This window comes from Stenotrophomonas sp. YJH_SMC_33 (genome assembly GCF_059372295.1).
In genome coordinates this window covers 125,213-139,806 of record NZ_JCAFVJ010000007.1, presented here as the reverse complement: position 1 = coordinate 139,806, position 14,594 = coordinate 125,213, and the positions used below count along the sequence as shown (strand labels likewise).

At 67.3% G+C, this 14,594-nt stretch carries 12 protein-coding genes; 6 read left to right on the top strand and 6 right to left on the bottom strand.

Going from position 1 to position 14,594, the window contains the following annotated elements; genetic code table 11:
- Window positions 1–247: 247 nt before the first annotated feature.
- Window positions 248–2,875 carry a TonB-dependent receptor gene (locus AC5P9W_RS12790; protein ID WP_111102435.1) on the top strand — a complete coding sequence of 876 codons (2,628 nt, stop codon included), beginning with the start codon at window positions 248–250 and terminating at the stop codon, window positions 2,873–2,875.
- 107 nt (window positions 2,876–2,982) lie between these two features.
- On the opposite strand, the gene betT is transcribed toward AC5P9W_RS12790, so the two are convergent.
- The 4 genes from betT to AC5P9W_RS12770 form a co-directional block, all read right to left on the bottom strand.
- Window positions 2,983–4,962, bottom strand: coding sequence for a choline BCCT transporter BetT (betT, locus tag AC5P9W_RS12785; protein WP_188250239.1), 1,980 nt, complete (start codon window positions 4,960–4,962; stop codon window positions 2,983–2,985).
- A gap of 196 nt (window positions 4,963–5,158) precedes the next feature.
- Window positions 5,159–5,539, bottom strand: coding sequence for a VOC family protein (locus AC5P9W_RS12780; RefSeq protein WP_021204273.1), 381 nt, complete (start codon window positions 5,537–5,539; stop codon window positions 5,159–5,161).
- Between the two features lie 96 nt (window positions 5,540–5,635).
- Window positions 5,636–5,959 carry a DMT family transporter gene (locus tag AC5P9W_RS12775; RefSeq protein WP_021204274.1) on the bottom strand — a complete coding sequence of 108 codons (324 nt, stop codon included), beginning with the start codon at window positions 5,957–5,959 and terminating at the stop codon, window positions 5,636–5,638.
- Window positions 5,959–6,312 carry an SMR family transporter gene (locus AC5P9W_RS12770; protein ID WP_019659945.1) on the bottom strand — a complete coding sequence of 118 codons (354 nt, stop codon included), beginning with the start codon at window positions 6,310–6,312 and terminating at the stop codon, window positions 5,959–5,961. Before AC5P9W_RS12770 ends, AC5P9W_RS12775 begins: the two co-directional genes overlap by 1 nt.
- Window positions 6,313–6,462: 150 nt before the next feature.
- On the opposite strand from AC5P9W_RS12770, the gene AC5P9W_RS12765 reads away from it, so the two are divergent.
- Window positions 6,463–7,314, top strand: a complete 852-nt coding sequence (locus tag AC5P9W_RS12765) for a LysR family transcriptional regulator (protein ID WP_021204275.1) — start codon at window positions 6,463–6,465, stop codon at window positions 7,312–7,314.
- A gap of 68 nt (window positions 7,315–7,382) precedes the next feature.
- On the opposite strand, the gene AC5P9W_RS12760 is transcribed toward AC5P9W_RS12765, so the two are convergent.
- Window positions 7,383–8,303 carry a M14 family metallopeptidase gene (locus AC5P9W_RS12760; RefSeq protein WP_021204276.1) on the bottom strand — a complete coding sequence of 307 codons (921 nt, stop codon included), beginning with the start codon at window positions 8,301–8,303 and terminating at the stop codon, window positions 7,383–7,385.
- A gap of 131 nt (window positions 8,304–8,434) precedes the next feature.
- Here AC5P9W_RS12760 and AC5P9W_RS12755 point away from each other — a divergent pair, with 131 nt between their 5' ends.
- From AC5P9W_RS12755 to AC5P9W_RS12745, 3 genes are all read left to right on the top strand, one after another.
- Window positions 8,435–10,516, top strand: a complete 2,082-nt coding sequence (locus AC5P9W_RS12755; RefSeq protein WP_495219291.1) for a TonB-dependent receptor family protein — start codon at window positions 8,435–8,437, stop codon at window positions 10,514–10,516.
- Window positions 10,517–10,578: 62 nt separating this feature from the next.
- Entirely contained in the window at window positions 10,579–12,351 is a 1,773-nt protein-coding gene (locus AC5P9W_RS12750) for a chloride channel protein (RefSeq protein ID WP_050584657.1), read from the top strand.
- 128 nt (window positions 12,352–12,479) lie between these two features.
- The gene (locus tag AC5P9W_RS12745; protein ID WP_010485159.1) at window positions 12,480–13,196 is read left to right on the top strand and encodes an MgtC/SapB family protein; all 717 of its coding nucleotides are present in this window, start codon (window positions 12,480–12,482) and stop codon (window positions 13,194–13,196) included.
- Window positions 13,197–13,268: 72 nt separating this feature from the next.
- Here AC5P9W_RS12745 and AC5P9W_RS12740 read toward each other — a convergent pair whose 3' ends face one another.
- A complete protein-coding gene (locus tag AC5P9W_RS12740) occupies window positions 13,269–13,676 on the bottom strand; it encodes a MerR family transcriptional regulator (RefSeq protein ID WP_188250237.1) in 408 nt (135 codons plus the stop codon).
- A 63-nt stretch (window positions 13,677–13,739) separates the two neighbouring features.
- Here AC5P9W_RS12740 and AC5P9W_RS12735 point away from each other — a divergent pair, with 63 nt between their 5' ends.
- Entirely contained in the window at window positions 13,740–14,567 is an 828-nt protein-coding gene (locus AC5P9W_RS12735) for a class I SAM-dependent methyltransferase (RefSeq protein WP_021204280.1), read from the top strand.
- The last annotated feature ends 27 nt before the right edge of the window (window positions 14,568–14,594 follow it).

Sequence of the window (14,594 nt, the reverse complement as noted above, 5' to 3'; positions counted from 1 at the left end):
CATGCTCGGCTGTTTCCGGCCAGTGTGTGGAGCCGAGCGTAGGCTCGGCTCTACAGGGGCGTGCGGACCAACGGTCCGCACCCACCAAAGATCGGTCCGGCACCCACCGAGTGGGTCTGCTCCAACGGAGGCACCGACTTTCGTTAAGAACCTGTGATGTATAACTGAATGCGCTTTCGTCATTGGAAGGCGCATGTACCTGCATGCGGTACTGACGGCTCCTCCCCCGTTCGGCGTTGTCGCTTCCATGTACCGCACCACCCTGAACCTGCTTGCCGGCGCCATCGCGCTGAGCCTCACCGCTGGCACTGCCAGCGCCGCTGAAACCGCCGATGCCGGCAAGGACAGCACCACCCTCGGCGCCGTGCTGGTGACCGGCTCCAACATCAAGCGCAGCGATACCGCCGGGCCGAACCCGGTGCAGATCGTCAGCCGTGAACAGATCGAGCAGACCGGCCGCTCCACCCTCACCGACGTGCTGCGCAACCTGTCGGCCAATGCCGGCAACAGTTTCGACGAGCAGTACACCGGCAGCTTCGCCGCAGGCTCGGCGTCGATCGGCCTGCGCGGCCTGTCGCCGAAGAACACGCTGGTGCTGGTCAACGGCTATCGAGTCTCCAACTTCGGCTTTGCACTCAATACCCAGGACACCTTCGTCGACCTCAACGCGCTGCCGATCAGCGCGGTGGAACGCATCGAAGTGCTGAAGGACGGCGCCTCGGCGGTGTATGGCTCCGACGCCATCGCCGGCGTCATCAACATCATCCTGCGCAAGAACTTCCAGGGCGTGGAAGTGGGCGGCGGCTTCGGTACCGCCACACAGGGCGGCCTGGACGAACGCAAGGCCAACCTGCTGGCCGGCTTCGGCGACCTGGAGCAGCAGGGCTGGAACGTGCTGTTCGGGCTGGACCTGCTCAAGCGTGATCGCCTCGACGCCGACCAGCGCGCCTATACCCGCAGCGGCGATTTCCGCGACAAGCCCGGCGGACGCCTGGCCGGCTGGTCCACCGCCGGTGGCAATTGGCTGTCCAACCCGCGCGCGCCGCAACCGTTCGCCAACTGCCCGGATGGCAGCCAGCTGCGTCCCTACAGCGATTTCGGCAGCACCCTGCCCGGCCAGGCCTGCGCCTTCAATGCACAACCATTCAAGACCCTGCAACCCGGCGCCGAGCGCCTGCAGGCCTCGTTGAGCGCGACCTACCGCTTCAATGACAGCGTGGAGGCCTTCGCCGATGTGCTGTACAGCCACAACGAGGCCGACCAGATCTTCAGCGCGCCGCTGACCGTCGGCCCCGGCCTGCGCGCCTACAACCCGGCCACCGGCACGCTGATCGACGTGCCGGCGGTGCTGCCGGTCGGCCATCCCAACAACCCTGGCAGCACGCCACTGCCGTTCGAGTACACCTTCTTCGACCTCGGCCCGCGCCTGAAGGACAACACGCAGGTTTTCTACCGTGCCCTGGCGGGCGTGCGCGGCAGCGGCGAACGCTGGGACTGGGAAGTGGCAGCGCTGACCTCGCAGAGTGCACAGCGCGAGTACGTCGACAACTTCGTCAATCGCTATGCGTTCGAGCAGATCCTGCGCGATGGCAGCTACAACTTCCTCAACCCGTCCAGCACACCGGGCGCGCTGGATGCACTGCGCCTGCAGACCAAGCGCCCCGGCTGGTACAAGCTGCACGCGTTGAATGTGAAGGCCTCGACCTCGCTGTGGGAGATGCCGGCCGGTGCGGTCGGCTTCGCCTGGGGTGCCGAGTTCCGCAAGGAATCGCTGGACGCGCGCACCAGTGCGCAGGTGCTGTCGGGCACCGAACTGCGTCCGGCCATCAACGTGGTCAATGGCGAACGACAGGTCAGCGCCGCCTATGCCGAACTGAGCGTGCCGCTGCACCGCACGCTGGAACTGCAGGTTGCGGGCCGCGGCGACCACTACGATGACTTCGGCAAGGCGTTCTCGCCGAAGGTGGCATTGCGCTGGCAGCCGCTGGACAGCCTGCTGCTGCGTGGTTCGTTCTCGCGTGGCTTCCGCGCCCCCTCGCTGCCGGAGATCGCGCCGGGCCAGACCGTCAGCTACGGCTCGGTGATCGATCCGCTGGATCCGCTGCAACCGGGCGGCAGCCGTGGCGTGACCAATATCCGCACCGGCAACCCGGATCTGAAGGCGGAGCGCTCGCGCAATTTCAACGTGGGTGCAGTGTGGTCGCCGGATGGTGATACCAGCATCGGCGTGGACTGGTACCGCATCGAGCAGGACAACCTGGTCAAGCCGGACAGCGCGCAGTTCATCGTCGACAACCCGACGCTGTTCCCCGGTCGCGTGCAACGTGATGCGCAGGGACGCATCCAGTTCATCACCAACCAGTACGCCAACCAGGGCGAACTGACCACCTCGGGCCTGGATCTGGACGCCAGCCGCATCTTCCGTACCGACGGCTGGGGCAACTTCACCGTGGCCGGCAGCTGGACCCACCTGCTCAGTTTCAAGCAGCCGCTGGTGGCCGGCCAGTCGCCCTATGACGGGGCCGGCAACAACCGCCACGGCGCGCTGCCGCGCACCCGCGGCACCACGTCGCTGAACTGGGCGGTCGGTGACTGGAGCAGCACGCTGAGCCTGCAGTACGTGAGCGGCTACGACCAGCGCGTGGCGACGGCGACCAGCAACCCGGGCCTGCGCGACCGCGTCAAGCCGTACCACCAGCTGGACCTGTACGTGGCGTACGAAGGGATTGCCAACACCACGCTGTCGCTGTCGGTGCTGAACCTGACCGACAAGGACCCGCCGTTCGACCCGGCCGGTGGCTCCAACGGCTTCGACATCAGCCAGTACAACCTGCGCGGGCAGTTCGTCTCGCTGGGCGCTCGTTACAGGTTCTGATTGCGACTGTAGAGCCGAGCCATGCTCGGCTGCTCTTCCGACACCGAGGAGCCGAGCGCGGGCTCGGCTCTACAGGGGGTGCGGACCAACGGTCCGCACCCACCGCATCACCGGCTCAGGTGCAGGAACTGCAGGTGCCGTTCGTACTGGCTGATGATGTCGTTGATGATCTGCTTTCGGCTGTATCCCACCAGGTCGTAATCCTGGCTGCCTTCGAACAGGTGCACCTCGGCGCGGTAGTAGCGCTGGTTGCGCAGCTGCTGCGCGGCAAACGACGGGGTCAGGTAGCCGCTCAGGATCACCCGGTACAGGAAGTCCTGCTGCTCGCCGTGGTTCACCGTCAACTCCATGTCGCCGGCCTCGAAGCGCGTGGCCACGTCCCAGCCCTGCCCGCGCAGCTGCTCGGCCACCGCCTCCATCGCCGGCTTCACCGTGTCATCCATGAAGCGGTAGACCTGGTCGCGCACCGGGAAGTGCATGGCCTGGCTCAGGCGCTGGCGCCAGCCCTGGTGATGGCGATCGTCTCCGATCAACGGCGATGGCCGGTACTGCAGCGCGCGCTTGCGGTGCGATTCGTCACTGAAGGCGCGGGTCAGCCCCCACATCATCAACAACAGGATCGCCGAGAACGGCAACGACGCCAGCACCACCGCCGATTTCAGTGCGTCGATACTGCCGGCCAGCAACAGGCCCGCGGTCAGCACCGCGATCACCGTGCCCCAGAACACCCGCAGCCAACGCGGACCATCATCCTCGGGTGCGCCGCCATGCGAGGACAGCGTGGACAACACCACCGCCCCCGAGTCAGCGGAGGTCACGAAGAAGATGAAGCTCACCAGCACCGTCACCGCGATCACCGTGCGGCTCCACGGGTAGCCATCCAGCAGTGCATACAACACGGTCGGTGGGTCATCCACCGCCAGCTGCGCCAGTTGCTGCTGGCCGTGGTGGAGCACCTGGTCCAGCGCGCTGTTGCCGAAGATCGACAGCCAGGCCAGGGTGAAGCCGAGCGGGATCAGCAGCACCCCGAACACGAATTCGCGGATGGTGCGGCCACGTGAGATGCGCGCGATGAACAGGCCGACGAACGGTGCCCAGCCGATCCACCAGGCCCAGTAGAACACCGTCCAGCCGCCCAGCCATTCCGGTCGGCCGCCATAGGCGTACACATCGAAACTCTTGCCGACCACGCTGCCCAGGTAGTCGCCCAGGTTCTGCATCAAGGTGCTGAACAGGTACTGCGTCGGCCCGGCAAACAGCATGAACAGCACCAGCGCGATCGCCAGCAGCATGTTGATGTTGGCCATCCAGCGCACGCCCTTCTCCACGCCGGAGACCGCCACGGCCACTGCCGCACCCATCATCGCCACCACCAGCATGATCTGCACCAGGTTGGAATGCGGGATGTTGAACAGGTGCGCCAACCCGGCATTGAGGTGCAGCACGCCGAAGCCCATGTCGGCACCGATGCCGAATACGGTGGCGACGATGCCCAGCGCATCCACGGTGTAGCCGATCGGGCCATTGATGCGCTTGCCGATCAGCGGGTACAGCGCCGAGCGCAGGGCCAGTGGCAGGTTGTGGCGATAGGCGAAGTAGGCCATCGCCATCGCCGCCAGCGCGAACACGCCCCAGCCGTGCAGGCCCCAGTGCAGGAACAGCAGCTGCATGGCCTGGCGCGCGCCAGCCTCGCCTGCGGCCGGATCGCCCTGCGGCGGCTGCAGGTAGTGGGTCAGCGGTTCGGATACGCAGAAGAAGAACAGGGTGATGCTGATGCCGGCGGCGAACAGCATGCCGGCCCATGAGAGGTAACTGAACTCCGGCTCGTCATGGTCGGCACCCAGCTTGATGCCACCGTACTTGGACAGCGCCACGCCCACCACGAACACCAGGTACAGGGTCATGGCCAGCAGGTAGTACCAGCCGACGTTGAGGGCGGCCCAGTCCTGTGCCTTGAGCAGAAGGCGGCCCGCGCCGAGCGGAAACAGGCTGACGAACAGCGCGAACGCCACGACAACGATCGCCGCGAAGGCGAACACAGGCCGAAGGGTGCGCACCGGGGATTGTTGCGGCTCCAGTACTTCCATGGGGCGGCGTTCTCCGGTAGATCAAAGGGTTAGCCGACCGATTCTGGCTGAACCGCAGTGGACAGAGCATGAAGTTGCGGCCTGTGGTCGCAGGCCCGTCCGCTCATTCCGTGGTATCACGCGCGCGCTGCGACGCACCCTTGCTTGCGCGGGCCGCGCGCACCGCCTGCGGCGCGGCCACGCGCATCCTGTCCGATCACGACATTACATGCACCGCACACAGCTTGTTGCCATCCGGGTCACGCAGATAGGCCAGGAACACCTGCCGACCGGACATGTTGCGGACGCCGGGCGGATCTTCGATGGCGGTACCACCGTGAGCCACTCCAGCTTCCTGCCAGGCACGCACGGCCTCTGCACTGCCCAGACTGAAACCGATGGTGCCACCGTTGGCATGGCACGCTGGCTGCCCATCGATCGGCGCGGTTACACCGAACATCCGCCCATCCTTGAAGTACAGCAGCCGTCCCTTCTCGTCGAATACGCCCGCACGCGCGGCCATCGCAGCGAACAGGGCGTCGTAGAAGCGACGCGCGGCATCCATGTCGTTCGTTCCTACGGTGATGTGGCTGAACATGCGGGCACTCCATGTGGAAAACCGCAGTGTCGATGAGCGCGGGCGACTTCGCAAATCGCTGCATCATCGCCGCCCCGCTCGCGACCGGGCGTGCTGCTACTTGGCGGTGCTGAGCAGCAGTACCGCCGCCGTGACCAGGGCGATGCCAACCCAGCCGATCAGCCGCAGGCGGTTACCGAACAGCAGGCGGCCGCAAGTGGCGGTACCGATCACGCCGATTGCACCCCACATCGCATAGGCGGTGGCCAGGTCCATGTAGCGCACCGCCTGGCCCAGCAGGGCGAAGGCGATCCAGACCATGACGACCGCGCCGACGCCCCAGCGCCAGCGGCGGAAGCCCTCCGACTTGGCGACCATCATGTTGGCGGCAACGTCGATCAGCGCGGAACAGATCACGAAAAACAGGGCCAGGGTATTCATCAGTGCGCCTCCCCGAGGGTGACACAGACGATGCCGACCACCGCCAGCACGAGGCCGGCCAGCTGCTGCAGCGACAGACTCTCGCCAAACACGGTGAGGCCGACCACGGTCAGCAGGGTCAGGCCCAGGCCTTCCCACACCGCATAGGCGACACCGACCGCGATGCGGCGGACCGACAGGGCCAGGAAGTAATAGGACAGCGCCAACGCGCCGGCCATGATCAGGTAGCCGGTCCAGCCACCATCGCGGGCGGCATGGGCCATGAACGAGGTGCCGACCACTTCGGCAACGATCGCCACGGTCAGGCAGGCCCAGGCGACCAGCGCGCCACGGGCGGGAACAGTACGGGACATGTGAAACTCCTTGCGGGACGCGGACAGCGCCCCGCCCTCAGTAGATCCACGCCATGCGTGGATGCCCCGCAGACAGGGGCGACGGCGGACAGTATCATCGCCTTTTACGGTCGATTCAAAATGGATACCATCGATAGGAGCGATGGATCAATGCCCTATTCCCCTGAATCCCTGCAGGCGTTCGTCGAAGCGGCCGCGCTCGGATCGTTCTCGGCGGCGGCGCGTCGCCTGCGCAAGACCCAATCGACGGTCAGCACCGCCATCGCCCACCTGGAGGCGGACCTGGGCGTCAGCCTGTTCGACCGCAGTGGACGCTACCCGCAGCTGACCGAAGCCGGGCGCCAGGTGCTCGCCCATGCCCAGGAAATCCTCGCCGCCGATACCCGCCTGCAGCAGTTGAGCGTGCGGCTGGCCGCCCCGGTCGAAGCGCGGCTGACCGTGGTGTTCTCCGACGTGTATCAGCTCGACCCGGAGCAGCGCGTGTTGCAGCGCTTTGCCGAAGCGTTCCCCGAGATCGAACTGGAATGGCTGGATGCCGAAGGCGAAGACGTGCTGGAACTGGTCGGCAGTGGTCGCGCAGCGCTGGGCCTGCTGCCGCGCCAGGAAAGCTACCCGGACGGTCTGGTGGCACGGCCGTTGGCCCATCACAGCGAACTGTCGGTGTATGTGGCGCGCGACCATGCGCTGGCCGACGCCGGCCGTCGCGCAGCTTCCCAGCTGGCACGGTACCGGCAGGTGCGATTGAGCGCGGAGGTCGACCATGCGCGGGCGGTTACCGGGCTGGCGTGGACCGCCACCGACTACCTGATGGTGATGGAGATGGCCGAGGACGGCATCGGCTGGGCCGAGCTGCCCCGCGCATTGGTGCAGCGCTACGACCGCGGGCAACTGGTGGAACTGACCCTGCCCGGGTGGCCGCGGCGCATCCACAGCGACCTGCTGTGGCGCCGCGACACGCCGCCGGGGCCAGCGGCGCTGTGGTGGGCCGACGCGTTGGGGTGAGGTAGCGCCGGCCGCTGGCCGGCAATCCTGTTGTCGCGTGGTTGCCGGCCAGCGGCCGGCACTACCGGTCAACGATGGGCGAGCGCGTAATCCAGCGACGCGCACACCGCTGCCACCTGGGCGTCGTTGCACTGCTGCGGGGTCGCCCGCGGGCTGTCCGGGTAGACCTCGGTGGTGGTGGTGTAGGTCGCACCGGTGATGCCGGCACACAGGCCCAGCTTCACCAGCGGGTACTCGATCACGCCGTGGGCCACCACCGGCGAACCGATGATCTCGCCCTTGTCGTCGGCCGGCGCGATGTGGGTGACCTTCTCCACCGCGGCGATGACTGCCTGCTGGAACGCCGCCTGCGGGTTCTCGCTGTCGTCCACCAAGTAGAAGCCATCGGGAATCAGGCCCGGCTCGAACGGTTTGCCGTCACGCGCGGCCAGCGCCGGGCGGAACTCGCTCTCGTCGCTGTCGGTGGTCTCGTGGAGGTCGATGTGCAGCACGAACTGGTCCTTGATCGGTGCGATCAGCTCCATCAGCGCGGTCGACTCGCGGGCCGGGCCATCGGCGCGGAAATTGCGGTTCGGGTCGATCGCATCGAAGTTCCAGCGGTTGATGCGCTCGAAGCCCCACGGATTCACGCACGGCGCCACCAGCAGATTGGCCTTGCCGGCGTAGTCGGCGGCGTGCTTTTCGAGGAATTCCAGCGCGCCCATCACGCCGCTGGTCTCATAACCGTGCACGCCACCGGTAACCAGGGCAGCCGGCAGCACCGGGTTCCAATCGCGGCTGCGCAGGGCGAACAGAGTGTAGGTCTCGCCAGCGTAGTCGAGCTGGCCATAGGCCACCTTGTCGAAGCGCGATGCCAGCGCCTCGATGCGGGGCAGCACCTCCTCGTCATAGCGACGCAGGCGCTGCTGGCGGCCACGCCACACCTCCCGTTCCGCCGCTCCCCACGGCTGGCCAGGGGTTCCGACGGGGTAGAAAGCGGCTTGGGACATGGCAGATCTCAGCGAGTCAGTAAGCAATCGCCCACTCTATCACCGGGGCATCGGCATGAACCGGAGGCGCATTCCAATAGCGAATGGAATCAGCAATAATTCTCATTTACGACCTTCCACAGCCTGCACCGATGCCCATCCTCGCCCTGCAACCGCCCCGCCTGCCCCTGGCCGCCGCCCTCGCCCTGTGCCTGCTCCCGACCACCCGTGCCTTCGCCCAGGACGGCGCCACCACGCTGGACAGCATCCAGGTCGCCGGCAGCTGGCTGGGTACCGGCCTGCATGACAGCGTCAAGCGCTTTGCCGGCGCGCGCACCCTGGTCGACCGCCAGCGCATCGAGGCCAGCGGCGCGGCCAGCATCGGCGATGCCATGCGCCGTATTCCGGGTGTGCAGGTCACCGACAACTCCGGCACGGCCGGCAGCTCGGTCTCGCTCAACATCGGCGTGCGCGGACTGACCGGGCGCTACTCGCCGCGCTCGACCGTACTGCTGGACGGCGTTCCGCTGGCGGTGGCGCCGTATGGCCAGCCACAGCTGTCGTTCGCACCGGCCAGCCTGTCCAACATCGAATCGATCGACGTGGTGCGCGGCGGCGGCGCGGTGCGCTACGGGCCGCAGAACGTCGGTGGCATCATCAACTTCAGCACCCGCGCCATTCCCACCGAGGCCGGCCTGCACGGCGAAGCCGGCGTGCGCTACACCGCCTACGACCATGGCGGCGGCGACAGCGCCCAGTACAACGCCTTCCTCGGCGGCACCGGCGACAACGGCTTGGGCGCAGCCCTGCTGTACTCCGGCCAGGACGGCCGCGGCTGGCGCCAGGGCAGCGATGACCGCTTCAACGATCTCGCACTGAAGTTCGCCTACGCCATCGACGAACAGCAGGAGCTGCGTGCCAAGCTGTCCTACTACGACGTGCGCTCGTTGACCCCGGGCGGCCTGACCCGTGCGCAGTACGAGGCCGATCCGTTCCAGACCACCCGGCCGACCGATTTCTGGAAGGGCCACCGCACCGGCATCGACCTGGGCTACACCAACACGCTGTCGGCCAACAGCGAGTTCGAGGTGCTGGCCTATTACAACGAGAGCACCCGTGCCAGCTCGCTGATCAACGCCGCCAACACCCAGTTGACCGTGCAGCCGCGCGACTACCGCGTGCTTGGCATCGAGCCGCGCTATACCCAGCGCCTGCACTGGGGCAGCGCGGTGCATGACATCACCGCCGGCTACCGCTTCCTGCGCGAGCGCGGCAACGACCGCAGCTACACCGTCGCCCGCCGCACCGGCGCGGCCAGTGCCACCACCCGCTTCGACAACGCCACCGACGCGCACGCCTTCTACATCGACGACCGCATTGCGATCGGCCAGTGGCGGATCACGCCGGGCGTGCGCATGGAATGGATCGACATGGACCGCCGCCAGGCCGGAGGCACGGCGACCTTCAGCAGCCGCAACGACAAGGCCCTGCCCTCGCTCAACATCGCCTACCTGCTGACGCCGCAGCTGACCGTGTTCGGCAACTACACCACCTCGTTCGGACCGGTACAGAACATCCAGCTCAATTCGCAGACCGCCAGCAATCCGCTGAACCCGGAAGTGGCCAAGACCACCGAGCTGGGCGCACGCTGGCAGGATGGGGCACTGCGCGCGGAAGTGACCGTGTTCAAGATGCGCTTCGACAACCAGATCCTGCAGGTGCCGGGCATCACCCCGCCCACCTTCCAGAACATTGGTGCCACCGACCACAAGGGTGTGGAGAGCGCACTGGAGTACCACTTCGCCGAGGACGGCGCGCTGGCCGGGCTGGAGCTGTACGCCAACTACACCTGGACCAAGGCGATCCAGCAGTCCGGCGACAACCGTGGCCTGGACGTGCCGTTCTACTCGCGCGACACCGACAGCATCGGCGCCCGCTACGCGCTGGCCGGCTGGACCTTCAACGTCTCCAGCACCCACCAGAGCGGCCAGTTCTCCGACGCCGCCAACACCTGGGCCGAGAGCGCTGACGCGCGCGTGGGACGCGTGCCGGGCGTACGCCTGTGGAATGCCCAAGTGGCCTGGCAGGTGCCGGGGCTGGGTAACAGCGAGATCGCGCTGGGCGTGAACAACCTGGCCGACAAGCGCTGGTACACCCGCAACGTCGATGGCAACGCAGGCCGCATGGTGGCCGCGCCGCGCACCTTCTACGTACAGGGCCGCTACCGCTTCTGAGCCGGTAGCCGCCCGATGCGGTGACGGTGGCGCTCACGGTGGCGGCGTATCATGCCGCCACCATGTCTTCGCCCGTTCCGCCATCGCGCCTGCATCTGGCCTTCCAGGGCCTGCGCCTGCGGCTGCGCGGCAGCGACCTGTGGTTCATCGCGCTGGCGCTGCTGGTTGGCCTGATCGCCGGCTACCTGACCCTGCTGCAGTCGGGCATCGCGCGCTGGCTGCAGGGCACGTTGTATGGGCTGGACGACGGCATGCGGCTGAGCTCCCTGCCCTCGCTGACCTGGACCGCGCTACTGGTGCTGCCACTGGGCGGGCTGCTGGTCGGCCTGGTCAGCCTGGCGGCGACGCGACTGAAACGGCCACTGCTCGATGCGGTGGAAGCCAATGCGCTGCACGGCGGCCGCATGTCGATGCGCGACAACCTGATCGTGCTGACCCAGACCCTGCTGTCCAACGGCTGCGGCGCGTCGGTCGGCCTTGAGGCTTCGTATACGCAGATGGGCGCGGGCAGCGGCTCGCAGCTGGGCCGGGTGATGCGCCTGCGTCGCAACGACGTGCGCATCCTGGTCGGTGCCGGTGCCGCCGGTGCCATCGCCGCTGCGTTTGGTGCGCCGCTAGCCGGTGCGTTCTACGCCTTCGAGATCGTCATCGGCGCCTACACCCCCGCTGCGCTGGCACCGGTGGCCGTGGCCGCACTGGCCGGTGCGTTCGTGGCCGATCAGGCCGGCATCGAGGCTTACCTGCTGCCCGCCGCTTCGACCATAGACGTACGCGCCGCCGACTACGCCATTTACGGACTGCTGGGCTGCTGCTGCGCGATGGTCGGCATTGTCATCATGCGCCTGATCGCGTCCATTGAAGGGAGGGTCAAGCGCAGCCCGTTGCCGCTGTGGGGCCGCCCGGTGGTGGGTGGCCTGCTGCTGATCCCGCTGGCCCTGGCCAGTCCGCAGGTGCTGTCGTCCGGCCATGGCGCGCTGCACCTGGACCTGACTACCCACCTGCCGTTGATCTGGATCGGCGGCCTGCTGACCCTGAAGTGCCTGGCCTCGGGCATCTCGCTGGGCTTCGGCTTCCGTGGCGGCCTGTTCTTCGCCTCGCTGTTCATGGGCACCCTGGTCGGCGCCCTGTTCGCCGGCCTGCTGGCGATGGCCACCGGCGTGCCGGTAATCGACGCCACGTCCGCCGCGCTGGCCGGCATGGCAGCGTTGGCCGCGGCGGTGGTCGGCGCGCCAATGACCATGGCCATGCTGGTGCTGGAAGGCACGCACGATTTCCTGCTGACCAGCGTGGTGATGAGCGCGGTACTGGTGTCCAGCACGCTGGTGCGGCAGTGGTTCGGCTACTCGTTCTCGACCTGGCGCATGCACCTGCGCGGCGAGACCATCAAGAGCGCCCGCGACGTGGGCTGGGTGCAGAACCTCAACGCCGGCCGGCTGATGCGCAAGGGCGTGGCCACTACTCCGGCCGATCTCGATGCCGCCGCGTTCCGCCAGCGCTTCCCGCTGGGCTCGGGCAGCCGGGTGATCCTGATCGACAGCGAGGGCCACTACGCTGGCATCGTGCAGATTCCACGGGTCTACGGCGATGGCGTGAAACCGGAGACCATGATCGGCGAGCTGGCCGAGAACCGTGACGTTTCACTGTCGCCGGCCGCGGACGTGGTCAGCGTGATGCAGCGTTTCGACCAGACCCAGGCCGACGAACTGGCGGTGGTCGGCGCCGACGGCCAGGTGCTGGGCGTCGTCTCCGAAGCCTTCGTGCGCAAGCGCTACGCCGAGGAACTGGACAAGCGCCAGCGCGAGCTGATGGGCGAGCGCGTCGAGGACACCGACTGACCCCGCAAAAAGGGGACGGAGGGGATTAAGTCGTTTCTGGCACGCTGACTAACCACGCGTGACGTGGACCGCTGGAAATCCACGCATGGCGTGGATCTACTGTCACCTCGACCGGGTAGACTCCGGCCATGCGCTTCATTGAGACCTTCCAGGCCGGTCCCTTCGCCGACACCGTGGTCAGCCTGCTGGCCGCCTTCGTGCTGGGCACGCTGATCGGCGCCGAGCGCCAGTACCGGCAACGCACCGCCGGCCTGCGCACCAATGTGCTGGTGGCCGTCGGCGCCGCTGCCTTCGTCGACCTCGGCATGCGCATCGCCGGCAGTGCCGAGGCGGTGCGGGTGATCTCCTACGTGGTCTCCGGCGTCGGCTTCCTCGGCGCCGGCGTGATCATGAAGGAAGGCATGAACGTGCGCGGCCTGAACACCGCCGCCACCCTGTGGTGCTCTGCGGCGGTGGGCAGCTGCACCGGCGCGGACATGCTGGCCGAAGGCGTGCTGCTGACCGTGCTGATCATCGCCGGAAACACCCTGCTGCGGCCGCTGGTGAATGCGATCAACCGCATTCCGATCAATGAGGCCGCCACCGAGGCGACCTACGAAGTGCGCCTGAGCGTGGATGCCGAAGCCGTGCCGCGCGTGCGCGAGCGGTTGGTCGACGCGCTGGAAGCAGCGCAGTATCCGGTCGGTGATGTGCAGCTGGTCGAGCATGCCGACGCGCCTACCGATGTGATCGCGGTGCTGGTCAGTACGGCGGTGAGTGCCGATGAGCTGGACGTGGTGCTGGCGCGGATGGAGCACGTGCCGGGCGTGCTGCATGCCACCTGGGAAGTCAGTACCCGCGATTGATTCCATCCACGCATGGCGTGGATCTACCGAGGTCGTGGTGAAGTAGATCCACGCCATGCGTGGATGCATCTCTCACCGACCCGCCATGCGCTGCTGCGCACGCAGCAGTTTCTGGAACGAACCGCACTTCCGGGCGTCCTCCGCCTGCGGGCAGGCCGCCGCGCGTTGCAGGTGCCGGCGCACCCGTTGCAGCCGGGTGATCTGCCGCTGCAGCACATCGGCCTGCGCCAGCAGGGCCTCCCGGTCCAGGGAGATGCACCCGCGCTGCAGTGGCAGCGATGCCCCGATCTGCTGCAGCGACAGACCGGCCGCCTGGCCGAGGCTGATCAACGCGAGCCGTTCCAGCACCTGCTCGTCGTACTGCCGGCGCAGGCCGCGACGGCCCAGTGCCTGCAGCAGCCCAAGTTGTTCGTAGTAGCGCAGGGTCGAGGCCGGCACGCCGCTGCGCTTGACCACCTCGCCAATATCCAGTTCGCGCACGGGCTTGACCTCAAGTGACCTTCAAGCGCCAACCTATGGGCAACTACCCACCGAGGCAAGGCCATGGCCAGCACCCCCCCCCTTGATCAGAACGCCCTGTGGAACGGCCCTGGCGGCCAGGTCTGGGTTGCGCAGCAGGCCCTTCTCGATGGCCTGTTTCAGCCGATGGCCGACCTGCTCGTGGCCGAACTTCCGGAAACCGTCACGCAACTGCTCGACATCGGCTGCGGTACCGGGGCCAGCCTGCTGGCATCAGCCGCCGCACGCCCGTCGGCGCACTGCACCGGCCTGGACATCTCCGCGCCGATGCTGGCGCTGGCCCGTCAACGCGCCGAGGCGGCAGGGCTGGACGCAGACTTCATCGTCGCCGACGCACAGCAGCATCCGTTGCCCACCGCGCACTTCGACTGGATCCAATCTCGGTTGGGCGTGATGTTCTTCGAGGATACCGGTGCGGCCTTCGCCAACCTGCACCGCGCCACGCGGCCCGGTGCCGGCCTGCGTTTCATTGCCTGGCGCAGCGCTGACGAGAATCCATTCATGACCACGGCCGAGCGCGCGATCGGCGATGCGCTTGAGCTTCCGCCGCGCGCACCCGGTGCCCCGGGACAGTTCGCCTTCGCAGATGGCCAACGCGTGCAGCGCCTGTTGCAGGCTGCCGGCTGGAAGGATGTGGAGGTGGTTGCGGTGGACCTTCCGTGTTCGATCGCACGCGATGAGCTGCCGACCTACGTCGGCCAGCTGGGCCCGGTGGGCCAGGCGCTGCGGGCGCTGCCCGAAGCGGAGGCCGCCGGGCTGCGCGACCAGGCGCTGGCAGCATTCACACCATTCATCGAGGGCGATCGGGTCCGCGTGGGTGCTGCCTGCTGGTTGATCCGCGCACGCGCATGACACAGAAAAGGGAACGGAGGGGATTAA